General features: G+C 70.7%; 22 protein-coding genes and 1 tRNA gene. 11 read left to right on the forward strand and 12 right to left on the reverse strand.

Annotation, left to right across the window (positions count from 1 at the left end):
• Positions 1-7: 7 nt before the first annotated feature.
• Positions 8-1,747, reverse strand: coding sequence for a M20/M25/M40 family metallo-hydrolase (locus ACN4JJ_RS19165; RefSeq protein WP_440711499.1), 1,740 nt, complete (start codon positions 1,745-1,747; stop codon positions 8-10).
• 162 nt (positions 1,748-1,909) lie between these two features.
• On the opposite strand from ACN4JJ_RS19165, the gene ACN4JJ_RS19170 reads away from it, so the two are divergent.
• Positions 1,910-2,233 (forward strand): hypothetical protein, encoded by a 324-nt coding sequence (locus tag ACN4JJ_RS19170; RefSeq protein ID WP_440711500.1) that lies wholly within the window; start codon positions 1,910-1,912, stop codon positions 2,231-2,233.
• A 43-nt stretch (positions 2,234-2,276) separates the two neighbouring features.
• A complete protein-coding gene (locus ACN4JJ_RS19175; RefSeq protein WP_440711501.1) occupies positions 2,277-3,212 on the forward strand; it encodes a DMT family transporter in 936 nt (311 codons plus the stop codon).
• Here the strand turns inward: ACN4JJ_RS19175 and ACN4JJ_RS19180 are convergent, their stop codons facing one another.
• Genes ACN4JJ_RS19180 through ACN4JJ_RS19190 form a run of 3 tightly spaced genes read right to left on the reverse strand, consistent with a single transcriptional unit; the run spans position 3,213 to position 7,650 of the window.
• Complete coding sequence (locus ACN4JJ_RS19180) at positions 3,213-5,888, reverse strand: MGH1-like glycoside hydrolase domain-containing protein (protein WP_440711502.1); 2,676 nt, start codon at positions 5,886-5,888, stop codon at positions 3,213-3,215. It abuts the gene before it with no gap.
• Between the two features lie 20 nt (positions 5,889-5,908).
• Positions 5,909-6,349: a Fe-S cluster assembly sulfur transfer protein SufU gene (gene sufU / locus ACN4JJ_RS19185; protein WP_440711503.1), complete on the reverse strand. Its 441-nt coding sequence runs from the start codon at positions 6,347-6,349 to the stop codon at positions 5,909-5,911.
• The gene (locus ACN4JJ_RS19190) at positions 6,349-7,650 is read right to left on the reverse strand and encodes a cysteine desulfurase (RefSeq protein ID WP_440711535.1); all 1,302 of its coding nucleotides are present in this window, start codon (positions 7,648-7,650) and stop codon (positions 6,349-6,351) included. The genes sufU and ACN4JJ_RS19190 overlap by 1 nt, the downstream gene beginning before the upstream one ends.
• 207 nt (positions 7,651-7,857) lie before the next feature.
• On the opposite strand from ACN4JJ_RS19190, the gene ACN4JJ_RS19195 reads away from it, so the two are divergent.
• Positions 7,858-8,322, forward strand: coding sequence for a DUF8821 family protein (locus ACN4JJ_RS19195; RefSeq protein WP_440711504.1), 465 nt, complete (start codon positions 7,858-7,860; stop codon positions 8,320-8,322).
• On the opposite strand, the gene ACN4JJ_RS19200 is transcribed toward ACN4JJ_RS19195, so the two are convergent.
• A complete protein-coding gene (locus tag ACN4JJ_RS19200) occupies positions 8,306-10,912 on the reverse strand; it encodes an excinuclease ABC subunit UvrA (RefSeq protein ID WP_440711505.1) in 2,607 nt (868 codons plus the stop codon). The genes ACN4JJ_RS19195 and ACN4JJ_RS19200 overlap by 17 nt on opposite strands.
• Positions 10,913-10,985: 73 nt before the next feature.
• On the opposite strand from ACN4JJ_RS19200, the gene ACN4JJ_RS19205 reads away from it, so the two are divergent.
• Both ACN4JJ_RS19205 and chrA read left to right on the forward strand, forming a co-directional pair.
• Positions 10,986-11,408, forward strand: coding sequence for an arsenate reductase ArsC (locus ACN4JJ_RS19205; RefSeq protein WP_440711506.1), 423 nt, complete (start codon positions 10,986-10,988; stop codon positions 11,406-11,408).
• 41 nt (positions 11,409-11,449) lie between these two features.
• On the forward strand, positions 11,450-12,625 hold the full coding sequence (gene chrA / locus ACN4JJ_RS19210) for a chromate efflux transporter (protein ID WP_440711507.1): 1,176 nt from the start codon (positions 11,450-11,452) through the stop codon (positions 12,623-12,625).
• Positions 12,626-12,679: 54 nt separating this feature from the next.
• Here chrA and ACN4JJ_RS19215 read toward each other — a convergent pair whose 3' ends face one another.
• The 5 genes from ACN4JJ_RS19215 to ACN4JJ_RS19235 form a co-directional block, all read right to left on the reverse strand.
• Entirely contained in the window at positions 12,680-13,156 is a 477-nt protein-coding gene (locus tag ACN4JJ_RS19215; RefSeq protein ID WP_440711508.1) for an SRPBCC family protein, read from the reverse strand.
• Positions 13,157-13,201: 45 nt separating this feature from the next.
• Positions 13,202-13,366, reverse strand: coding sequence for a hypothetical protein (locus tag ACN4JJ_RS19220; protein WP_440711509.1), 165 nt, complete (start codon positions 13,364-13,366; stop codon positions 13,202-13,204).
• A gap of 63 nt (positions 13,367-13,429) precedes the next feature.
• Entirely contained in the window at positions 13,430-13,957 is a 528-nt protein-coding gene (locus ACN4JJ_RS19225) for a hypothetical protein (protein WP_440711510.1), read from the reverse strand.
• Entirely contained in the window at positions 13,954-15,102 is a 1,149-nt protein-coding gene (locus ACN4JJ_RS19230; RefSeq protein WP_440711511.1) for a serine/threonine-protein kinase, read from the reverse strand. Before ACN4JJ_RS19230 ends, ACN4JJ_RS19225 begins: the two co-directional genes overlap by 4 nt.
• A gap of 4 nt (positions 15,103-15,106) precedes the next feature.
• Positions 15,107-15,367: a DUF6458 family protein gene (locus ACN4JJ_RS19235; protein WP_440711512.1), complete on the reverse strand. Its 261-nt coding sequence runs from the start codon at positions 15,365-15,367 to the stop codon at positions 15,107-15,109.
• A gap of 180 nt (positions 15,368-15,547) precedes the next feature.
• On the opposite strand from ACN4JJ_RS19235, the gene ACN4JJ_RS19240 reads away from it, so the two are divergent.
• A complete protein-coding gene (locus ACN4JJ_RS19240) occupies positions 15,548-16,219 on the forward strand; it encodes an arsenate reductase/protein-tyrosine-phosphatase family protein (RefSeq protein ID WP_440711513.1) in 672 nt (223 codons plus the stop codon).
• An 18-nt stretch (positions 16,220-16,237) separates the two neighbouring features.
• Here ACN4JJ_RS19240 and ACN4JJ_RS19245 read toward each other — a convergent pair whose 3' ends face one another.
• Positions 16,238-16,975 (reverse strand): VIT1/CCC1 transporter family protein, encoded by a 738-nt coding sequence (locus ACN4JJ_RS19245; RefSeq protein ID WP_440711514.1) that lies wholly within the window; start codon positions 16,973-16,975, stop codon positions 16,238-16,240.
• A gap of 276 nt (positions 16,976-17,251) precedes the next feature.
• On the opposite strand from ACN4JJ_RS19245, the gene ACN4JJ_RS19250 reads away from it, so the two are divergent.
• The 5 genes from ACN4JJ_RS19250 to ACN4JJ_RS19270 are packed head-to-tail and all read left to right on the forward strand — an operon-like array spanning position 17,252 to position 21,759.
• A complete protein-coding gene (locus tag ACN4JJ_RS19250; protein WP_440711515.1) occupies positions 17,252-18,583 on the forward strand; it encodes a ferredoxin reductase family protein in 1,332 nt (443 codons plus the stop codon).
• Entirely contained in the window at positions 18,580-19,035 is a 456-nt protein-coding gene (locus ACN4JJ_RS19255) for an FMN-binding protein (protein ID WP_440711516.1), read from the forward strand. Before ACN4JJ_RS19250 ends, ACN4JJ_RS19255 begins: the two co-directional genes overlap by 4 nt.
• Positions 19,032-19,793, forward strand: coding sequence for an FAD:protein FMN transferase (locus tag ACN4JJ_RS19260; protein ID WP_440711517.1), 762 nt, complete (start codon positions 19,032-19,034; stop codon positions 19,791-19,793). The genes ACN4JJ_RS19255 and ACN4JJ_RS19260 overlap by 4 nt, the downstream gene beginning before the upstream one ends.
• A gap of 35 nt (positions 19,794-19,828) precedes the next feature.
• Positions 19,829-20,497, forward strand: coding sequence for a response regulator transcription factor (locus tag ACN4JJ_RS19265; RefSeq protein WP_440711518.1), 669 nt, complete (start codon positions 19,829-19,831; stop codon positions 20,495-20,497).
• The gene (locus ACN4JJ_RS19270) at positions 20,494-21,759 is read left to right on the forward strand and encodes a sensor histidine kinase (RefSeq protein WP_440711519.1); all 1,266 of its coding nucleotides are present in this window, start codon (positions 20,494-20,496) and stop codon (positions 21,757-21,759) included. Before ACN4JJ_RS19265 ends, ACN4JJ_RS19270 begins: the two co-directional genes overlap by 4 nt.
• Positions 21,760-21,848: 89 nt before the next feature.
• Here the strand turns inward: ACN4JJ_RS19270 and ACN4JJ_RS19275 are convergent.
• Positions 21,849-21,925, reverse strand: a tRNA-Met gene (locus ACN4JJ_RS19275).
• Positions 21,926-21,960: the final 35 nt, after the last annotated feature.

Below are 21,960 nucleotides of genomic sequence, written 5' to 3' on the forward strand. Positions count from 1 at the left end.
GTCTCCGCTAGGCGGAGTGCTGGTCGCGCGTCGGTGCGGCCGTCGCGCTCGCACCCTCACGCCGGCGCAGCACCGTCACGATGACTCCCGCGCCGAGCATCAGCACGGCGATCGGCAGCACCAGCAGCGGGTCGATCGGCGCCGATCCGGAGCCCGTCGCAGCCAGCTCCGACCCGGGGCCGGAACCGGCCGGAGCCGCGGCACCCGGACCGGTCGTCGGCGCCGGAGTCGGCCCCGGTGTGGCCGTCGGCGTCGGGACGACCGGCGGCAGCACGCCGTTGATCGCCGAGGTGTCGTTCGCAAGCGATCCGGTGACCGAGGCGATGGCGCCGACCATGATGCCGAGCGCCTCGGGGTTGACGTTCGTGATGTCGTCGGCGGCCGAGTGGTAGTTCGGGTCGTGCGTGATGCCGGCCGTGCCGCCGAACAGCGCCACCTCCTCCTCGGTCTTCACGTCATCCGCTCCGGTGAACAGGCCCGAGGCCGGCACTCCATAGGTGATGAAGGCGTCGTAGTCGCTGCGGGCGTCGAAGGCCGTGTCGATCCACGGCTGACCCGAGGCGTCGAAGTAGTCGGTGAGCGCCTTCTCGGTGGCGATCGACCCCTCCGGCACCTCGACCGGCGCCTCATACGTCGACTGGTCGGCGTCGTACACGCTGATCACGTAGTTCGGCGAGGCGACCATGTCGAAGTTGAGGTAGGTCGCGATCTCGTCGAGCACCACCGGGTCGTTCTCGGCCAGGTCTTCGACGTAGTGGGTCGAGCCGACCAGGCCCACCTCCTCGGCGCCCCACCAGGCGAAGCGCACCTGATTGTTCAGCGGGCCGGACGCGGCCAGCTGCACCGCGGTCTCGAGGATGGCGGCCGATCCGCTGCCGTTGTCGTTGATGCCGGGACCCTCGGGCACCGAGTCGAGGTGCGCCCCCAGCATGACCACGTTCGTCGGGTCGCCCGTGGGCGTCTCGGCGATGATGTTGAAGGTGTCGACCGTGGTGGTGGTCTCCTGCAGCTGCAGGTCGACGGTGACCGGATCGCCCGCCTCGAGCGCGGCCAGCACGGCGGCGCCCTCGCTCTGGGTGATGCCGACCGAGGGCACGAACTCGGGCGACTGCTCGCCCAACGTGCCACTCAGCGGCCCGTCCTCGTTGTTGTAGACCAGGATCGCTACGGCACCGGCCTCGGCGGCCGCGAGCGACTTCTCGGAGAAGGCGCAGACGCCACGGCTCACCACGGCGACCGTGCCGGTGGCGTCCGTGCCGCCCCATTCGGCGGCGTCGCAGCCGGTGGGCGTGACCGGGACGCTGACCTCGGCGCCGACGATGCCCTCGGCCGGCGTGGCCGTCGTGCCCTCCATCGGGATTCGCTCGGGCTCGGCGGGCTCGCCCTCGGCCGGCGGCTCGAGGTCGGTGGTGGTGCCGAGCAACGTGATCGAGAAGGCGTCGATCACCTGCGTGGTGGCCTGGAAGTCCTGTCGCACCGGCGCGTAGCCGGCGTCGGTGAGCACCTGTTCGATGTACTCGCCGCTGGCCTCGTAGCCCGCGGTGCCGATCGCGCGGTTGCCGTCATTGGCCTCCGCGATCGACTGCAGGGCCTCGAGGTGGGCGGTGACTCCGGCGACGGTGACGCGGCTCTCGAGATCGTCGGGGTCCACGGCGAAGGCGGCTTGCGAACCCAGCCCCACGACGGCGGCGATCATCACCCCCGTTCCGGTACCGATCGCTGCGAGTCTCCGATGACGTCTGTGCACGTGGTTCTCCCCTTGCTCCGTGAACGTTTGTGGAAGAATACCCGCATTCGGGGGGCAGATCACAAGCCTTAACGCAATCGAAACAGCGCAGCATGCAGCCGTAACACGGCATCCGGATCGCCGTACACTCGAAGGCAGAGCCGGCCGGGAGGCGATCAACGGATGCGCGACGACGATCCCACGAAGATGAACACGCAGTCGTCGCTGACAACCTCCACGGGCACGATCTGGTTGGTGACCGGTGGCCTGATGACGGTCATCAGCGTGGTGCTGCTCTGGGCCATGCAACAGCTCGACTCACGGGGCGTCGCCCTGCTCGCCATCGTCGTCCTGCTGCTGCTCTACGTGGCGATGGTCGAGATCCGGCTGCTCGTGCGGCGGTTGCGCACGCGCCTGCTGCTGATGGCGGTGGTCTTCGGCGCCATCGCCCTGGTGGCACTGGCCGCCGTGGTCGCGATCGGCACGTCAGAGGCGTTCCCGGCCTGAGGCGGTTCGACGGCGCTTCCCGATATTGTGTAACAATTGCCGGATGCTGCCCGTCTTCGCCGTGCTCCTCGCCGCGATCGCGTTCGGCACCACCGGCACGGCCCAGGCGTTCGGGCCCACCGAGGCGGGTGCCGGGTCGGTGGGTGCGGCGCGCATCCTGATCGGCGGCGGCCTGCTCGGGGTCGTCGCGATCGTGCTGCGGCTCCGGTCGCCCACGCCTGCTGCGTCGCGAACCGGCCGGGCCTCGACGCGGCGCCTCCCCTCTTGGCTCCTGGTCGCCGTCGGCGCGCTCGGCGTGCTCGCCTACCAGCCCGCGTTCTTCGCCGGGACGAGCGCGAACGGGGTCGCGGTGGGCACGGTCGTGGCCCTCGGATCGGCGCCCGTGCTCACGGGCCTGCTCGACTGGGCGCTGCACCGGCGCTTCCCCGGCCGCCGCTGGCTGATCGCCACGGTCGTCGCCACGGCGGGCGTGACGCTGATCAGCGGCCTGCTGGGGAGCGGCGCCGAGGGCGGCTCGGGCTCCATCAGCCCGCCCGGCATCCTCGCCTCCCTCGGCGCCGGCGCCTCGTACGCCGTCTACACCCTCGCTGCGAAGGCGCTGCTGCAGCGCGGCTGGGGCGCCACCCCCACGATGGGCACCGTGTTCGGCGTGGCCGCGCTCGGCAGCATCCCGCTGCTGCTCGCGGGCGACGCCTCGTGGCTCACCACTCCCGAGGGCCTCGCGATGGCGCTCTGGCTCGGCGTGGTCACCACCGCCCTCGCCTACCTGCTGTTCGGCTGGGGACTCGCGCGCCTGCCGGCCGCCACGGTCTCCACGCTCACCCTCGCCGAACCGCTGACGGCGACCGTGCTCGGAACGCTCGTGCTCGGCGAGCTGCTCTCGGGTCAGGCGGTGGCGGGTCTGATCGTGCTCGCCGCGGGCCTGGTCATCCTGGCGCTCCCGGCTCGGAGTCGGCGGGCCGCCCTGGCCGGCGCATGATCAGGACGGCCGTCGCGTGACGATGAGGTGGGCCACCAGCGCGGTCCACCCGGTCTGGTGCGAGGCGCCGAGCCCCTGCCCGGTGTCGCCGTGGAAGTACTCGTAGAAGGCGATGTTGTGCCGCCACCGCGGATCCGTCGAGAGCAGCGGATAGCGGGCATCCGAGGGTCGTGGTCCGCCGCCTGCGGGCTCGACGAAGAGCGAGATCAGCCGCTTCGAGAGGTCGTCGGCGATCTCGCCGAAGCTGTGCTGCCGCCCCGATCCGGCCGGGTACTCGACCGTGTGCCGCTCCCCCAGGCTCGAGTCGTAGCCGCGCAGCGACTCGATGATCAGCACGTTCAGCGGGAACCACACCGGCCCGCGCCAGTTCGAGTTGCCGCCGAACAGTCCGGAGGTGGACTCCCCCGGTTCGTAGTCGACGACCGCCTCGACGCCGTCGACCTCCACCCGGAACGGATGCTCGCGATGCCAGGCGGAGATGCCCCGGATGCCGTGCGGCGAGAGCATCCCCTCGGGATCGAGCGCCTTCGCGAGCACCCGTTCGAGCCGTTCGGGCTCGACCAGGGCGAGCAGGCTCGTCACCTCGCCGCCCTCGTCCACGCTGCGCACCTGCACGAACTTCGCCAGCGAGGGGTTGCGCTCGAGGTACGCGAGCCCGCGCATCACGAACTCGGCGAGCCGCCCATCCTGCTCGCGCACGTACACCAGCGCGGCCGCCACGGGAACCAGGCCCACCAGTGAACGCACCTTCATCGGCACCACGCGCCCGTCGGCCAGGTGCAGCATGTCGTAGTAGAACGCATCCTCGTCGTCCCACAGCCCGGCGTCGTTGGCCGAGCCCGCGATGGCCAGGAAGTGCTCGAAGAACTTCGTCGCCACGTCTTGGTAGGCGAGGTCGTGGTCGCTCAGCAGCAGCGCGATGTCGAGCAGGTGCAGCGCGTAGGTCGCCATCCACGCCGTCGAGTCGGCCTGCTCGAGCACGCCCACCTCGGGTGGCAGCGTCGAGCGGTCCAGCGGCGCGATGTTGTCCAGGCCCATGAACCCGCCCTCGAACAGGTTGTTGTCGCCGTGGTCCTTATTGTTCGTCCACCAGGTGAAGTTCATCAGCAGCTTGTGGAAGGTGCGGCCGAGGAAGTGGAAGTCGCGCGATCCGTCGATCTCGAACACCCGCAGCGCCGCCCAGGCCGAGATGGGCGGGTTCACGTCGCCGAAGTCCCACTCGTAGGCCGGCAGCTGGCCGTTCGGATGCATGTACCACTCGCGCAGCATCAGCACGAGCTGCGCCTTGGCGAACTCGGGGTCGATGTGCGCCATCGTGACGCAGTGGAACGAGAGGTCCCAGGCGGCGAACCACGGGTACTCCCAGGGGTCGGGCATCAGGATGACGTCGTGACCGGAGAGGTGCCGCCAGTCGCCGTTGCGCACGCCCGGGCGCCCGGCGGGCGGCGGCGGGGAGGTGGGGTCGCCGTCGAGCCAGCGGCGCACGTCGAAGTGGTAGAACTGCTTCGACCAGGTGAGGCCGGCGAAGGCCTGGCGGGCGACGGCCTTCTCCTGGTCGCTCGCCTCGGTCGGGATGACACCGGCGTAGAACGCATCAGCCTCGGCCTCGCGGAGGGATCGCACGGCCTCGGCGTCCTCGAACGCCGACGCCGCCTCCGGGGCATCCTGAACCGCACTGAGACGCAGCCGGATGACACGCTGCTCCCCCGCCGGCACGGTCACGGCCTGGTGGAAGGCGGCCTTCGTGCCCTCCCGGTCCGGGTTGACAGTGGGCGCGCCGGTGATGACGTGGTCGTTGATGCCGTCTTTCGGATACGGCGTCTGCGATGTGGCGCCACCGAACAGCTTCGCGAGGTTGCTCTCGTTCTCGCAGAACAGCATCTCGACCGGGGAGTCGTCGTCCCCGAGCATCCGCAGCACCAGGTCGTCGGCGCCCGGCCGGTGCGCGAGCATGCCGCCGTCGTGGGCGCGAACGACGGGCTTCGGCGCCGGGTCGAGCTCCCACGACCACACGTTCCGGAACCAGAAGCTCGGCAGCACGTGCAGCGTCGCCGCGTCGGGCCCGGCGTTCTCGAGCGTGATCGTCATCGTGAGGTCGTGCGGGCCGGCCTTGGCGTAGTCGACGGTGACGACCCAGTAGTGGCCCTCGTCGAAGACGCCGGTGTCGACGAGCTCGAACTCGCCCTCGTCCTTCGAGCGGGATCCGTTCACCTCGATCAGCTGCTCGTAGGGGAACGCCGCCTGCGGGTAGTGGTAGCGCCAGCGCTGGAAGGAGTGCGTGGGGGTGCCGTCGAGGTACCACCAGTACTCTTTCGCGTCTTCGCCGTGGTTGCCCTCGGGGCCGGAGAGTCCGAACATCCGCTCTTTCAGGATGGGGTCGGCGCCGTTCCAGAGGGCGAGGCCCAGGCACCAGCTCTGGTCGCGGTCGCAGAAGCCGGCCATGCCGTCTTCGTTCCAGCGGTAGGCGCGGGAGCGGGCGTGGTCGTGCGGGAAGAAGCGCCAGGCATCGCCGTCGGCGCTGTAGTCCTCGCGCACCGTTCCCCAGGCGCGCTCGGCCAGGTAGGGCCCCCAGTCGCGCCAGTCACCGCCGGTGACCTTGCCGGTGCGGGAGGACTGCTCGTCCGCCTCGCTGAGGCGTCGGCGTTCGGCTCCGTGGTGCTCGGCTGCTGAGGTCACGCTCGCAGTCTAGGGCGCAGTCAGCCCTGCGCCAGGGCGTCTTCGAGCGCCACCCACGGAAGCATCGCGCACTTGATGCGGGTGATGTAGCGCGAGACGCCGCCGAGCGCGACCGCGTCGCCGAGCAGCTCCTCGTCGCCCTCGAGGGCGCCCTTGGACTGCATCAGCTCGCGGAACGCGCCGATCCGCTGCTCCAGCTCCTCGGCCGAGAGCTCGTCGACCAGGTCGGCCAGCAGCGAGGCCGAGGCCGTGGAGATGGAGCAGCCCTGGCCCTCCCAGCTGATCGAGGCGATCCGTCCCGCCTCGCCGCGATGCACGTTCAGGGTGACCTCGTCGCCGCAGGTGGGGTTGATCTGGTGCGAGGTTCCGGATGCCGCATCCCGCAGCCCGTAGCCGTGCTTCTCTTTGGCATGGTCGAGGATGACCTGCTGGTAGAGCCCTGCGAGCTCGCGCGAGGCCATCAGGCGACCCGGAAGAAGGATCGGACCTCGGCCACGGCCTCGATCGCCGCATCGACGTCGGCGTTCGTGTTGTAGAGGTAGGCGCTCGCGCGGGTGGTCGCGGTGATGCCGAAGCGGCGGTGCACGGGCTGGGCGCAGTGGTGGCCGACCCGCACAGCGATGCCGCGGTCGTCGAGGAACTGGCCCACGTCGTGCGCGTGCACCCCGTCGACCACGAAGCTGGCGAGACCGACCCGCTCGATGCCCTCGGCGCCCGCGGGCGCGCCGGCCGGGCCGAGCACGCGCACGCCCGGGATCGCGGAGAGCCCGTCGTAGAGGCGGCGGCCGAGGGTGGCCTCCCAGCCGTTGATCTGCGCCATGCCCACGGCGGAGAGGTAGTCGATCGCGTTCGCCAGGGCGATCGCCTGCGACACGCGCTGGGTGCCCGCCTCGAACCGCATGGGCGCGGGCAGGAACTCGGATTCGGTGAGCCCGACCGTGGTGATCATCGATCCGCCGGTGAGGAACGGCGGCAGCGCGTTCAGCAGCTCGGAGCGCCCGTAGAGCACGCCGACCCCGGTGGGCCCGAGCATCTTGTGGCCGGAGAAGACGGCGAAGTCGACGTCGAGCTCGCGCAGGTTCAGCGGCATGTGCGGGGCCGACTGGCAGGCGTCGAGCACCACGAGGGCACCGTGCGCGTGCGCGAGCGCGACCAGCTTGGCCACCGGGTTCACGGCACCGAGGACGTTGGAGACGTGCGCGAAGGCGACGACCTTCGTGCGCGGCCCGATCAGCTGCGCGGCCTCGTCGAGGCGGAGGCGCCCGTCGTCGTCGAGGCCGATCACCTTGAGCGTGGCACCCGTACGCAGGGCGAGCTCCTGCCAGGGCACGAGGTTCGCGTGGTGCTCGAGCTCGGTGACCACGATGTCGTCGCCCGCGCCCAGCCGGAACCGCTCGGCGGCCGCCCCGCCGCGCCCCGCGGTGGCGTTCGACATCCCGTACGCGATCAGGTTGATGCCCTCGGTGGCGTTGGAGGTCCAGACGATCTCGTCGTCCCCCGCCCCCACGAAGCGGGCCACCGTGGCGCGGGCGTTCTCGAACAGCTCGGTGGCCTCACCGGCGAGGGTGTGCGCGCCGCGGTGCACGGCCGCGTTGCTCTCCTCGTAGTAGGCCCGCTCGACGTCGATCACGCTCTGCGGTTTCTGCGAGGTGGCGCCGGAGTCGAGGTAGACCAGCGGATGCCCGTTCACCGACCGCGACAGGATCGGGAAGTCGGCGCGGATCCGTTCGACCTCCGCCTCCTCCAGTGTCGCCGAACTCATCGGGTGGTCCAGGTCGATCGGGTGGTCCAGGTCAATCGTCACAGCAGCCTCATACGTCGTTTTCGGTGTCCCTCCATTAGATCACCGTCGTCCGACCCCGATGTCGCCGTGGACGGGCGATCGAGCAGTTTCGGAGAAGACCTGAGCGGGGCTGCTCGCTACATTTGAAGCCAGAGCCGCACTCGCGGGTCGTGGAAGGACTGCATCATGTCGTACGTCGTGGACTTCGTCACCGTGTCCCCGGTCGGGCTGGAGTCGTCGCCCGTGGTCGACGCCCTCGCCGGTCTCCGCGCCAACGAGGCGCGCTACTTCAAGAACAAGTACGACCACGTGTTCACCACGGAACCCGCGAGCGAGGCCGGGGACATCATCGAATGGGTGCACGGCATCATGAAGGACGAACGCGATCTCGTGATCGCCTCCACGCCGCTGGAGGCGACCGAGTTCGTGGTGGAGGGCACCCGCTGGTCGTACGTGTTCTACGAGAGCGGCCTCTCGATCAACGTGCTGTACAGCCTGGAGGACGGGGGCAAGCGCGCGGTCGGCTTCAAGCTCTCCGACGGCATGGAGGTGCCCGAGGAGCTCGCCGACAAATTCAAGTTCGCGCGCCAGAAGTCCAAGCTCGCCGGCACGATCCGCGGTTCCTACTTCGTGATCAAGAAGGAGCACTGACTTTTCGGCCCACCAGGGCGGCCTTGAGGAACGGCGCCGTCAGGCTCGCCGTGTCGGCGGCGACCTCCTCCGGCGTGCCCTCGGCGATCACCTGCCCGCCGGCATCCCCCGCTCCCGGTCCGAGGTCGATGACCCAGTCGGCTTCGGCGACCACGCGCATGTCGTGCTCGACGACGATGACGGTGTTGCCGCCGTCGACGAGTCGCTGCAGGTGCCCGATCAGACGATCGGAATCGGCCGGATGCAGTCCGGATGTCGGCTCGTCGAGCAGGTAGAGGGTGTCGCCGCGCTGGGCACGGCGGAGTTCGGACGCCAGCTTGACGCGTTGCGCCTCACCGCCGGAGAGCTCCGTGGCCGACTGGCCGAGGGAGATGTAGCCGAGACCGACGTCCAGGAGCGCGTCGAGATGCTGCAGCACCTCGGTGTCGCCGTCGAAGAACTCGCGCGCGTCGCCCACACTCATCGCGAGCACGTCGGCGACGGTCTTGCCACGCAGCCGGATCTCCAGCGTCTCGGCGTTGTACCGCGTGCCCGCGCAGGCGGTACACGGCGCGTGCACGGTGGGCAGGAACAGCAGCTCGACCTCGATCATGCCCTCGCCCTTGCAGACGGGACACCGGCCGCTCGGGAGGTTGAACGAGAACCGGCTGGCGCCGTAATGGCGCCGGCGCGCTTCGGGCACGGCGGCGAAGCGGCTGCGGATCTGGTCGAAGACGCCCGTGTAGGTGGCCACGTTCGAGCGCGGGGTGCGTCCGATCGGCTTCTGCGTCACCTGCACGATCCGGCGGAGGCGATCCGCCGGCCCTGAGGCGTGGCCGGAGGTCGTCGTCGGCGACCCGGAGACCAGCGGATCCTCCAGGGCCGGCTCCGCATCCGCCTCGACCTCGTCGGCGACGCTGGAGAGGTCGGCACGCAGGAGGTCGGGGATGCCGTGGTTGATCAGCGTCGACTTGCCGGACCCGGACACACCGGTGATGGCCGTGAAGGCCCCCAGGGGGAAGGCCACCGAGACATCCGCCAGGTTGTTCCGCCTGACATCGCGAAGGACGAGTTGCGCGTCACCGCTGCGACGCCGACGCTCCCCGGCCGGTGCCGCCTCCGGGCCCGGGTCGCCGAAGAGGTAGCGGCGGGTGACGGATGCCTCCACCTCGCGGAGACCCTCGATCCGGCCGGAGTAGACGACGGTGCCCCCGGCCGTGCCCGCCCCGGGACCGATGTCGACGATCCAGTCCGCCTCCCGGATGACGTCGAGCGAGTGCTCGACGTAGAAGACCGTGTTGCCCGAGTCGCGGAGGCTCCGGAGGATGCGCAGCAGCGCCTCGGTGTCGGCGGGGTGGAGCCCGGCCGACGGTTCGTCGAGCACGAACACCACACCGAACAGGCGCGAGAGCACCTGGGTCGCCAGCCGCATCCGCTGGAGCTCCCCCGACGACAGTGTCATCGTCGTGCGATCGAGGGTGAGATAGCCGAGACCGAGGTCGATGATCGGCGACAGCCGGCCCAGCAGTTCGGAGGCGAGGCGCTGGGCGGCGAGCCGCTTCTCCGGAGCGAGCTCCGGCTGCTCACCGCCTCCATCGCCCTGCGGCGCCGATCGCCACCCCGGGAGCAGCACGGCCTCCATCAGGCGGGCGACCTCACCCAGCGGCATCGACGAGATCTCGGTGATGTCGGCGCCCTCGAAGGTGACGGCCAGGGCTTCCGGCTTGAGCCGCTTGCCGTGACAGGCCGGGCACCGCACACTGACCATGAACTCGGCGGCCCGCTGGCGCATCCGCGCACTCTTGGAGTTCGCGAAGGTGTCGAGCACGTAGCGCTTGACGCCGAGGAACGTGCTCATGTACCTCGGGTCCTCCCCCGCGGCCACCGCCTTCCGCACCTCGCTGGGCGAGCGGTCGGTGAACACGGGCACCTGCGGCGACTCCTCGGTGAAGAGCACCCAGTCCCGTCGGTCACGAGGGATGTCCCGCCAGGGCACGTCGATGTCGTAGCCGAGCGAGATCAGGCTGTCCTGGAGCTGCTTGCCGTGCCAGGCGGTCGGCCAGGCCGCCAGGGCCCGGTCGCGGATCGACAGCGAGTCGTCGGGCACCATCAGGTCTTCGGGCACGTCGTAGATGCGACCGAGGCCGTGGCAGGCCGGGCAGGCGCCCTGCACGGTGTTCGTCGAGAAGTCCTCCGCCAGCAGCATCGGTGCCCCGGCCGGGTAGGTCCCCACCCGGGAGAACAGCATGCGCACGACGTTCGCGACCGTCGTCGCACTGCCGACCGTCGAGCGCGCGCTGCCGCCCGTGCGACGCTGGGGAAGAGCCACCGCGGGCGGCAGACCGTCGATCGAATCCACGTCGGGCGCGCCCACCTGGTCGATGAGGCGCCGCGCGTAGGGGGCGACCGACTCGAAGAACCGGCGCTGCGCCTCGGCGTAGACGGTGCCGAAGGCGAGCGAGCTCTTGCCCGATCCCGACACGCCGGTGAAGGCCACGAGTGCGTCGCGCGGGATGTCGACGTCGACGTCACGGAGATTGTGCTCGCGCGCCCCGCGCACACTGACCCCGTCGAATCGCGTTCCGGTCGGGTGGCCGTGATTGATGCCCATGCCCCCATGCTCTCACCGTGAGATGTGACGGCCGTTTCCCGGCTGTTCATCCTCACCGACTATCTTGGGCGCCATGAGTGGTCTCCCCGAAACGTCTCGCCCGGTCGTGTTGTTCGTCTGCGTGCACAACGCCGGGCGCTCGCAGATGGCCGCCGGGTTCCTGGAGGCCCTCGCCGGCGACCGGATCGACGTGCGCTCGGCCGGCAGCGAGCCCGCCGCATCCCTCAACCCGGTCGCCGTGGAGGCCATGCGCGAGGCCGGGATCGACATCGCCTCGCGCACTCCCGCGATCTTGCGGACGGATGACGTGCGCACCGCCGATGTGGTCATCACGATGGGCTGCGGCGACGCCTGCCCGATCTTCCCCGGCAAGCGCTACGAGGACTGGGAGCTGACCGACCCGGCGGGCAAGCCGATCGAGCAGGTCCGCCCCATCCGCGACGACATCGAGTCCCGAGTGCGTGTCCTCGTCGACGAGCTCGCGCCCACCCGGTGACCCGGGAGCCCTCCGCACCGGGAGCCGGGCCGCGCGGATCGGTGCCTGAGGTTCTGGGCGCCTTCGCCAAGCTGGGCGTCACGTCCTTCGGCGGTCCGATCGCGCATCTCGGGTACTTCCGCGACGAGCTGGTGCAACGCCGCTCCTGGCTGCGCGACGACGAGTACGGCGATCTCGTGGCGCTGAGCCAGTTCCTCCCCGGGCCGGCGTCCAGCCAGGTCGGCTTCGGCCTCGGACTGCAGCGGGCGGGCATCCTCGGGGCGATCACGGCATTCCTCGCCTTCACCCTGCCCTCCGCAGCCCTGCTCGTGGCCTTCGCCTACGGGGCTCCGCTCTTCGACGGAGTCGTCGGCGCGGGGGTGCTCGCGGGGCTCGGGATCGTGGCCGTGGCGATCGTGGCACAGGCCGTGTGGGGCATGGCCCGCACCCTCGCGGCCGACCGCACCCGCGCCTCGATCGCGGTGGTCGCGGCGTTCAGCGCGCTCCTGCTCGCCGGGTCGATCGGCCAGGTCGCGGCGATCGCGCTCGGTGCGGTGCTCGGAGTGCTGCTGTGCCGAGAGGCTCCGGATGCCCGCACCGCCCTGATCCGGTTCCCCGTGTCGCGCACGGCCGGCTGGATCTGCCTCGCCGTGTTCGTGCTGCTGCTGGCCGGCCTGCCGGCACTCGCCGCCGCCACCGGCTGGGGTTCGATACAGCTCTTCGACACCTTCTACCGCGCCGGCGCCCTCGTGTTCGGCGGCGGGCACGTCGTGCTCCCGCTGCTGCAGGCGGGAGTCGTCGACCCGGGCTGGGTGACGCCCGAGCAGTTCATCGCCGGCTACGGCGCCGCGCAGGCGGTGCCGGGGCCGCTGTTCACCTTCGCCGCGTATCTGGGCACCCTCTCCACGGTCGGCCCCGGTGGCGTCGCCGGTGCGGCGATCGCGCTCGCCGGGGTCTTCCTGCCCGGTTTCCTGCTGCTGCTCGGGGTGCTGCCGTTCTGGAACACCTTCCGCTCGCGCGCGTGGGCGCAGGCGCTGATGCGCGGCGCGAACGCGGCCGTGGTCGGCATCCTCGCGGCGGCACTCTACGACCCGGTCTTCACGACCGCCGTCACCGGCCCGGGCCCGTTCGTGCTCGCACTGCTGTGCTTCGTGCTGCTGATCGCCTGGCGGCTGCCCGCCTGGGCGGTCGTGATCGTCGGCGCACTCGGCGGCATCCTGCTGTCGCTCCTGGCCTGACGGACCGGCGCGATCCGCCCCGGCCGGGAATGGTCAGGCCGGGCGCGGCCCGGTCTAGTCGGCGGTCTTGGCGTCGACCGAGCGGAGTGTCACGTAGGAGTGGCCGGGCGGATCGTCCTGACCCTCGACGTGCTGCGCGAACGCCCGGAGGGCCGCCTTCAGGGCGCGGTCGTCGACGCCGAGCGCCGCCGCGCCGCGGGCGGCCGCGGTCGACGGCGTCCAGACGATGGTGACGGTGAGCGTCGTCCGGCGCTCCGCCGTCTCCTCGAACACCGCCGTGCCGACGAAGTCGACGTCACCGGTGATGGCACGCCAGCGCACGCGCTCCTCGGGGAGCTGTTCGATGATCTCGGTGTCGAAGTCGAGGCTGCGACCTCCGATCGAGAGGGTCCAGTGACTGTAGAAGTCGGAGCTGACCGTCACCTCGCGGACCGCGGGCATGAAGCTCCCGAAGGTTCCGACGTCGAGCCACCGTTGGTAGACGGCGGCGATCGGAGCGTCGATCGTGACGGTGTGCTGTGCTTCGGTCATCGGCCGAATCCTTTCCGAGAACGGACCCTCTCGATCGTGGGGACGTCAGACGCGACGGTTGCCGGTGAGCAGCCGCACCAGGAACACGATGACGGCGAGCACGAGCAGGATGACCCCGACCCAGAGCAGGAAGTTCAGCGACGAGACGAAGCCGCCGGTGAACAGCAGGATGACTGCGATGACCGCGATGACGATGAGCAGGATGTTCACGGTGTTTCTCCTTTTGTTGGGGATGACGGCCGTCGGCCGCTGTCGCCGCCGGGAAGGCGGACGCTATTTGTTCTTGCCTTTTCCGTTGTCGTTGCCGTTGTTTCCGTTTCCGTTGCCGTTTCCGTTGCCGTTTCCGTTGTTCCCGTTCCCCGGCGTGCCGGTGCCGGCGGGATCCTCGGTATCGGCCGGCACGGTCTCGACCGGAGCCACCGGGTCGGCGGGGGCCGTGGTCTCGGCCGGAGCGGTCGTCTCGGCGGGGGCGGTGGTCTCGGCCGGAGCGGTCGTCTCGGCGGGTGCCGGCTGGAGGTCGGCGCGCACGAGATCGAGCGAGTCCTGGATGTGCCCCGCGCGGGCTGCGGACAGCTCGCCCGATGCGCTGGCCCGGTCGAGCTGCCTCTGGAGTGCATCGAGCGTCGCGAGCGACCCCGCGGTGTCGCCCGCGGCGGCCTGGTCGGCTGCGGTGACGATCGTGGATTGCATGAGCTCGCTCGTGCCGACCGTGATGTCGGGAGCCGCTGCCGCGCATCCGCTCGTTCCGAGAACCGACGCCAGAAGGATCGCGCCCACGATCGACGGGATACGGCGCCTCATCGCGTCACCGAGTCGAGGAGCTGCTGCAGGTGTGTACCCAGAGGCTCATCGACCTGGGGCAGCTGGGGTGCGGGTGCCGGGCTCGACGCCCCGAGCGCCCAGATCAGGATTCCGACGATCACCGCGAGCACGATCAGCGCCACCACGATCGCGATCACCCGCACCCGGCGCCGGCGCTGCGGATCCGCTGCCGAGGCGAGCGTCGCGGTCTCCGCGTCACTCGCCGCCGGTGCGAGCATGACCAGAGTCTGCGGTTCCAGCGTCAGCGGTTCGAGTGTCAGAGCGCCCGTGGGGGTGGGGTCCGACGATCCGAGACCGCGGGCGGCCACCACCACCTCGAGCGCCGACGGCCGCTGCTCGGGATCACGGGCCGTCATCGCCGTCAGCAGCGATCGCCAGGGGTATCCGAACTCCCCCGGGATGACGGGGTCGCGGGTCAGCCGGGCGAGAGCGGCCTCGTGGGTGCCGGTCTGCGGGAAGGCGCGTTCGCCCGTGAGCGCCTCGAGCAGCACGAGGCCGAGAGCGTAGATGTCCGAGGCCGGCGCCGGCTCCGCACCGCGCACCTGTTCGGGACTGAGGTAGGCGGCCGTCCCGACCAGCGTTCCCGGCGTGGTGAGACGCGTCGAGTCGATGAGGTAGGCGATCCCGAAGTCGGCCAGCTTCGCCCGGAACTCCTCACCGGGAACGTGCGAGGGGCGCAGCAGCACGTTCGACGGCTTGATGTCGCGGTGCACGATCCCGGCCTGATGCACGAGGTGCAATGCATCCGCGAGATCGCGTGCCATCGACGCCACGTCGTCGGGACGCAGAGGCGCCTCGGCGAGGCGCTGGCGCAGCGTCGGTCCGTCGACGTACTCCATCACCAGGTAGTTCGGCCGATCCGACGCGATCTGGGCGTCGAACAGAGTCACCAGCGAGTGATGGTCGAGCGAGGCCAGCAGCCTGGTCTCCGAGGTGCTGCGGGCCGCGTCGGCGGCGGACTCGCGGAAGATCTTGACCGCCACCGTGCGTCCGAGAACCTCGTCGCGGGCGCGGTGGACCACGCCCATGCCGCCCGCGCCGACCTTCTCGTGGAGGAGGTAGCGGCCATCGAGCACCTCGCCGGTCTCCGGAGAGTCGGCGGGCTTGAGGTCGGACGTGGTCACGGATTCAGACCAGCGGGTCGTTGCTGTCGCGCGTGCTGCGGGTGACCTGCTCGCCGCTGGCGGGGTCCACCGCGGTGCGGGTCGTGGCGACCGTCTGACGGCGGCGCAGCACGAAGATCAGGCTGATCAGGAACACGACGACCCCCGCGCCCATCAGGATGTAGCCGATCAGCGAGAGGTCGACGACCCCGCCCAGATCGAGGTTGACCGCGAAGGCCAGAATCGCTCCGATGACGAACAATGCGATTCCTGTGCCGATACCCATGATCTCCTCCGATCCTCGCGGCGAGCTCTTCGCCGCGTCCAGGCGCCGGGTGATGACGATCAGGTCTGGAAATCACCTGATGATCGATCGGCCCGGGTCGCCGTCTGAAGTCATGCCTACCATGATTGAGTCAACAGCGATTGAGCCAATTCCGAACACGGAAGTCGAGAGCGAGCGATCATGACCGATCTGAAGCGCCGTGTGGGGATCTTCGCCGCCCTCGCCGATCCCACCCGTCTTCGCATCGTGGATCTGCTCACCCTGGGCGATCTCTCCTCGTCGGAGATCGAGCTTCTGCTCGAGCTCCGGTCGAACCTGGTCGCGCACCACCTGCGCGTGCTCGAGAAGGCCGGCATCGTCAGCCGCACGCGCTCGGAGTTCGACAAGCGCCGCAGCTACATCGGCCTGCGAACCGAGGTGTTCGACACCCTGACCCCCGGCAGCGTCGAGGTGCCCGAGCGGGTCGTGTTCGTGTGCACCGCCAACTCCGCCCGGTCGCAGCTCGCCGAGGCCATCTGGCGGGATGCCAGCCCGATCCCCACCACCTCGGCGGGCGTCCTGCCGGGTTCGTCGGTCAATCCGGGTGCGGTCGACGCGGCCGCGCGGCACGGCCTGCAGATCGACGGTGACCGCAGCCCGCAGCACTTCAGCACGATCCTGGCCGACCACGATCTCGTGATCACGGTCTGCGACAGCGCGCACGAGCAGCTGAGCGGCGTCGACGACCTGCACTGGTCGATCCCCGACCCGGCGCCCATCGGCACCGCCGAAGCGTTCGACAGCGCCTTCGCCCTGATCACGCGGCGCATCCGGGCGCTCTCGTCGCGCCTGAGGAGCGACCCGGCCGCCTAGCCGAGCGCGAAAGCGGTCCTAGACCGCGCCGGAGGCGCCGAGCAGGGTCCCGACGCCGTAGGTGGCCGCGAGGGCCAGGGCTCCGCCGATCACGACCCGGACGGTCGCGCGCAGCCGGGAACTGCCGCCGATCGTCGCCGAGAGCACCCCGGTCACGGCGAGAGCGAGCAGCACGGCGACGAAGGTGACCGGGACGCGCCACTCGGCGGGCGGCAGCAGGATGGCGAGCATCGGCAGGATCGCGCCGATCGTGAACGCCCCCGCGGAGGCGGCCGCCGCGTGCCACGGGCTCACCACGTCGTCCTGGTCGATGTTCAGCTCGGCCGCGAGGTGCGCCGACAGCGCATCGTGCTCGGTGAGCTCCACCGCCACCTGCCGGGCGGTGCCTTCGCTCAGGCCCTTGGCCCGGTACAGGGCGGTCAGTTCGTCGAGCTCCTCCTCGGGCAGATCGCGCAGCTCGGCCCGCTCCTTCGCGATCAGGGCCCGCTCGCTGTCGCTCTGGCTGCTGACCGAGACGTACTCGCCCAGCGCCATCGAGATCGCGCCGCCGACCAGGCCCGCCACGCCGGCGGTCAGGATGGGGCCGGTCTGGCTGGTGGCTCCGGCGACGCCCACCACGATGGCGGCGACCGAGACGATGCCGTCGTTGGCACCGAGCACCCCGGCCCGCAGCCAGTTCAGGCGCTGGGCGATGCCGCCGCGATGGGGTTCGTTCGCGTGCGGCCGGGGTTCGAGGGTGGCGCCGTCGGTCGACATACGCTCACTCAAGCACCGATCGGTGGGGCGTTCAACGATGGTGAGCCTCAGCATACCCGGCGACTCGAGCGTCGCACCGGCTCCGGCAGCGGCTAAGAAAGCTGGAAGAATTCCGGACGATCGTAGGGAGGGTAGACAGCCGACCGTCCGAATCGAGCAGACCATGAACGCGAGTGTCCGATGAGCATCCGAACGGCTCCGACCCCTTCTCGCCCGCGCACTCGCCGGGCGACCGGTCCCACCGATCGGGCCCGGCGCATCCGTACCCGCCGTCGGATGCGCGCCGCCGACCTGATGGTCGCCCTGGTCTGGGCATCCGTCGCCTGGGCGATCGCCCTCTGGCTCGCCCACGGCGGCCTGGGCACCGTCACCGACCCCGCGTCGGGCTTGACCGCCGCCGGCATCGTGACCGGCCTGGTCGGCACCGATCTGATCCTGGTGATGCTCGTGCTCGCGGCGCGGATCCCCGCGATCGACCGCGTCGTCGGCCAGGACCGCGCGATGGCCCTCCACCGACGGCTGGGCAAGCCGGCGCTCTATCTGATCCTCGTGCACGGGGCGCTGCTCACGGTGGGTTACGCGCTGGCCGACGGATCGACCGTCGTGACCGAGACGATCAGTCTGTTCCAGGGGCCCGACATGACGCTCGCCTATCTCGGGCTCGGCCTGCTGGTCGCCGTCGTCGTCACCTCGGTCGTCGCTGTACGCCGGCGGTTCTCCTACGAGGCCTGGCACCTCGTGCACCTGCTGAGCTACGCGGCCGTGCTGGTGGCGGTGCCGCATCAGCTGAGCGCGGGCGGCGTGCTGGCCGACGGCACGCTGCAGCGGGTGTATTGGATCGGCCTGTACGTGCTCGCGTTCGGTGCCATAGCGGTCTTCCGGTTCGCGGTGCCCGCCGTGCGCAGCGCCCGGCACGGCATCCGGGTCGCGGGCATCGAGCAGGTCGCCCCGGGTGTGGTCTCGATCCACCTCACGGGGCACGACCTCGACCGCCTCGGCACCGCCGGCGGGCAGTACGCGATCTGGCGGTTCTGGACCGGGGCCACCTGGTGGCACGCGCATCCGATCTCCTTCTCGGCCGTGCCGACGGGCAGCTCCGCCCGCATCACCGTGCGCGACCTCGGAACCGGCAGCGCCGCGATCGGCCGCGTCAGGCCCGGCACCCGGGTGTCGATCGAAGGTCCGTACGGCGTGTTCACCGACCGCCACCGCGTGGCCCCGAAGCTCGCCGTGATCGCCGCCGGGATCGGTATCACGCCGATCCGCTCGCTGCTCGAGCACTCCGAGCTGCGGCCCGGCGAGGCCACGGTGATCCTGCGCGGCAGCGATCCCTCGCAGAGCTACCTCTGGCACGAGATCGGCGCCCTGCGCAGCATGCGCGGCAACGCCGTCTACACGATGATGGGCGCCCGGCCACCCGGCCTGGCCACCTGGATGTCGGCCGAGGCCCTGGGGGGAGGAGTCACCCTCACCACGGCGTTCCCCGACCTGCTGCACTCCGACCTGTACGTCTGCGGCCCGCAGTCGTGGACCGATCTCGTGGTGCGCGACGCCCGGGCGGCCGGTCTGCCTCTCCCGCAGATCCACGTCGAGAGGTTCGACTGGTGAGGGCGCGCGCACTGCTTCTGGGCATCCTCTCGTCGACGGCCGTCCTCGCGGTCGGCTGGCAGCTCGGCACCCAGGGTGAGACGCAGACCGCGCCGGATGCGGCGGTCGCGAGCAGCTCCGGCAGCTCGACGGCCAGCACGTCCGGCACGAGCGGCACATCCGAAACGACCGGCGCCTCGGGCACCTTCACCGGATCGTCGGTGCAGACCCGCTTCGGAGCCGTGCAGGTGCAGATCACCGTCGCCGACGGCACCATCACGGATGTCACGGCGCTGCACCTGACCGACAAGGATCAGCGTTCGGTGTCGATCAGCAACCGGGCAGCTCCCGTGCTTCGGCAGGAGGTGATCACGGCGCAGTCGGCGAACGTGCAGGGCGTCTCGGGAGCCACCTACACGAGCGACGGCTACCTCTCCTCGATGCAGTCGGCGCTCGACCAGGCGGGGCTGTGACCGTGGCCGTGCACGTCTTCGACACGATGGGCACCACGGTCAGCCTGCGCTTCGCCGGCGCGCTCGCCGCGGCATCCGTTCTGGGCGAGGTCGAAGCGGTGTTCCGGGAGTTCGATCATCTCTTCAGCCTCTACCGGGCCGACTCCGAGCTCAGCCGTGTGGCCCGTGGCGAGCTGTCGCTCACCCGGGCCGACGCCTCCGTGGGCGAAGCCTACGCAGAAGCGCTGGACTGGGCCCGGCGCACCGGTGGCGCCTTCACCCCGCACCGCCCGGACGGCGTCATCGACCTCTCGGGCATCGTGAAGGCACAGGCGATGGCGGCGGCCGCCCCGTTGCTGGAGTGCGCAGGGGAGACGCACTGGATGCTGGGGGTCGGCGGGGACATCCTCACCCGGGGTACCTTTCACGACCAGCCGTGGACCGTCGGCGTCGTCGACCCGGGCGACCGATCCGCCCTGCTCTGCACGATCGGTCTCACGAGCACGCGGACGGCTCTGGCGACCTCCGGCAGCGCGGAACGCGGGGAGCACATCTGGCGCTCCGGCGGGCTCGCGCAGCCGCACTACCGGCAAGTCACTGTGCGGGCCGGCGACATCGTGACGGCCGACGTGCTGGCCACCGCGATCGTCGCCGGCGGTCCCGGCCGCTGCCAGGAGATCCTCGACAACTTCGACGTCGACATGGTCGCGATCGATGACCGCGGCAGCATCACCGCCACCCCGGCGCTGCAGCACGCCCGCGGTCTGACCCTCACGTGAACCCGAACGCCGCGACCGGTCCCTATACTTCGTCCATGTCGGACCGCGCCCGGATTCTGCTCGTCGAAGACGACGCGCGCCTCGCGAGCATGCTCGAGCAGCTCCTCACCGACGAGGGATACGTCACGGTTCTCGCCCGCGACGGCCAACGGGCGCTGCACGAGGGGCTCACCCGGGAGTTCGACGCCCTCGTGCTGGATCGCGGTCTCCCCCTGCTGGAGGGACTCGAGGTGCTCGACCGCTTGCGCAGCCGCGGCATCCTGACCCCGGCCCTGATCCTCTCGGCACTCGGCAACCCCGCCGACCGCGTCGAGGGCCTGGACCGAGGCGCCGAGGACTACCTCGCGAAGCCCTTCGACATCGACGAACTGCTCGCCCGGATCCGGGCACTGCTGCGCCGCCATCGCAGTGAGGTGCCCGTGCTGGCGCTCCCGAACGGGTCGCTCGACACGGGGAGCCGCACCGTGACGACGCGCGAGCGGGCCAGCGTCTCCTTGTCCGAGCGGGAATCGCAGCTGCTCGAACGCCTCGCCCGCCGCCCGAACCAGGTGTTCGAACGCGACGACCTGCTCTCCCGCGTGTTCCCGGATGCCGACGACCCCGGCGTCGTCGACACCTACGTGCACTACCTCCGGAAGAAGCTGGGCCGCGACACCGTGAAGACCGTGCGCGGCATCGGCTACCGGCTCGGGCCGCTGCCGTGACGCGCGTTCGCACGCGCCGGCCGCGGAGCCCGGGGGCGTCGCCGGAGGCCGACCTGCGGGGCGCCTCGCTCCGACTCACAGCACAGTTCACCGCTCTCGTGCTCGTCATCCTCGCCATCGTCGGCACCGTCGTCTACGTGCTCGTGAGCGCGAGCGCCGCCGAGTCGGATCAGCGCGCCCTCGCCGCGGCGGCCCAGCTCGACTCGCCTCAGGATGCCCCGATCGGCACCTACCTGTCCCTCGTCGACGGGCACTCCGGCGGTCAGGTGCTCTCGTCGGAGAACCTGCCGGAAGGCCTCCTCGACACCGCGGCCCTCCAGACGGTCGCGGCCGGCGGCCCCGACGTCCGGGGGCAGCGGACGGTCGACGGACACGACTACCTGCTGCTCACCACCGCTGCGACCGGAGACCGCAATCGCGATCGAGTCGTGCAGGTGGCACTCGACCGGCAGGAGAGCACCGAAGAGCTCCGCCGGCTCGCGACCGCCCTGATCGCCGGTGGCGCACTCGCCGCGGTTCTCGCCTTCGCCGCGGCCTACCTGATGGCCCGCCGCGCCATCCGGCCGCTGGCCGATGCCCTGGCCCTGCAGCGTCGCTTCGTCGCCGATGCCAGCCACGAGCTGCGCACGCCCCTGACGCTGCTGAGTACACGCGCCCAGATGCTCAGGAGGCGGAGCGCGTCCGGCCTGCCGGCCGACGTCACCGCATCCGTCGAGGAGATCGTCACCGACACCCGCGCCCTCACCGACATCCTCGAAGACCTGCTGATCGCGGCCGACCCGAGGAGTAGTGCCGGCCCCGACCCGGTCGACCTCGCCGCCGCCGCCGACGACGCGGTCGGGCTGCTCCACGACGACGCCGTGCGGCGCGGCCTCGCCCTCGTCCGGACGGGCAGTGCGAGCCCGGTCATGATCGCGGGCTCACGTGCGGCGCTCGTGCGGCTGGTCATCGCGCTGTCGACGAATGCCCTCGACCACGCCCGCTCCGCGGTGACGGTCGCAGTATCGACGACGCAGGCGGGGGTGACCGTCCGGGTCAGCGACGACGGGCCCGGATTCGCTCCGGAGGTCGCCGCCACGGCCTTCGAGCGATTCGCCGGCGATCGGCGTGCCGAGAACACCGGTGGAGCTCGCCACTACGGCCTCGGCTTGTCGATCGTGGCCGAGATCGTGCACCGTCACGGCGGCACGGTGCGCATCGAACACCTCGCCACCGGGGCAGCGGTCATGTGCACCTTTCCGCCGGGCACGCCGCAGACCTGAGACACGCGGCAGACACCGGACAAGCAGCAGGCCCCGGACAAGCAGCAGCAACAGAAGAGGGCCCGGTCATCGACCGGGCCCTCTTCGCGTGGTTGCGGGGACAGGATTTGAACCTGCGACCTCTGGGTTATGAGCCCAGCGAGCTACCGAACTGCTCCACCCCGCGATGCATCATCAAGCCTACCCCATCCCGCCGGTGCC

Source organism: Herbiconiux dendrobii (assembly GCF_052048175.1).
In the GTDB taxonomy this organism is placed as follows: Bacteria; Actinomycetota; Actinomycetes; order Actinomycetales; family Microbacteriaceae; genus Herbiconiux.

Bases quoted from the DNA above. Each gene is read 5' to 3' on its own strand.
- ACN4JJ_RS19170 (WP_440711500.1), top strand. From the start codon at position 1,910: ATGCGCGACGACGATCCCACGAAGATGAACACGCAGTCGTCGCTGACA.
- ACN4JJ_RS19175 (WP_440711501.1), top strand. From the start codon at position 2,277: ATGCTGCCCGTCTTCGCCGTGCTCCTCGCCGCGATCGCGTTCGGCACC.
- sufU (WP_440711503.1), bottom strand. From the start codon at position 6,349: ATGGCCTCGCGCGAGCTCGCAGGGCTCTACCAGCAGGTCATCCTCGAC.
- ACN4JJ_RS19190 (WP_440711535.1), bottom strand. From the start codon at position 7,650: ATGAGTTCGGCGACACTGGAGGAGGCGGAGGTCGAACGGATCCGCGCC.
- ACN4JJ_RS19195 (WP_440711504.1), top strand. From the start codon at position 7,858: ATGTCGTACGTCGTGGACTTCGTCACCGTGTCCCCGGTCGGGCTGGAG.
- ACN4JJ_RS19200 (WP_440711505.1), bottom strand. From the start codon at position 10,912: ATGGGCATCAATCACGGCCACCCGACCGGAACGCGATTCGACGGGGTC.
- ACN4JJ_RS19205 (WP_440711506.1), top strand. From the start codon at position 10,986: ATGAGTGGTCTCCCCGAAACGTCTCGCCCGGTCGTGTTGTTCGTCTGC.
- ACN4JJ_RS19215 (WP_440711508.1), bottom strand. From the start codon at position 13,156: ATGACCGAAGCACAGCACACCGTCACGATCGACGCTCCGATCGCCGCC.
- ACN4JJ_RS19225 (WP_440711510.1), bottom strand. From the start codon at position 13,957: ATGAGGCGCCGTATCCCGTCGATCGTGGGCGCGATCCTTCTGGCGTCG.
- ACN4JJ_RS19235 (WP_440711512.1), bottom strand. From the start codon at position 15,367: ATGGGTATCGGCACAGGAATCGCATTGTTCGTCATCGGAGCGATTCTG.
- ACN4JJ_RS19240 (WP_440711513.1), top strand. From the start codon at position 15,548: ATGACCGATCTGAAGCGCCGTGTGGGGATCTTCGCCGCCCTCGCCGAT.
- ACN4JJ_RS19245 (WP_440711514.1), bottom strand. From the start codon at position 16,975: ATGTCGACCGACGGCGCCACCCTCGAACCCCGGCCGCACGCGAACGAA.
- ACN4JJ_RS19250 (WP_440711515.1), top strand. From the start codon at position 17,252: ATGCGCGCCGCCGACCTGATGGTCGCCCTGGTCTGGGCATCCGTCGCC.
- ACN4JJ_RS19265 (WP_440711518.1), top strand. From the start codon at position 19,829: ATGTCGGACCGCGCCCGGATTCTGCTCGTCGAAGACGACGCGCGCCTC.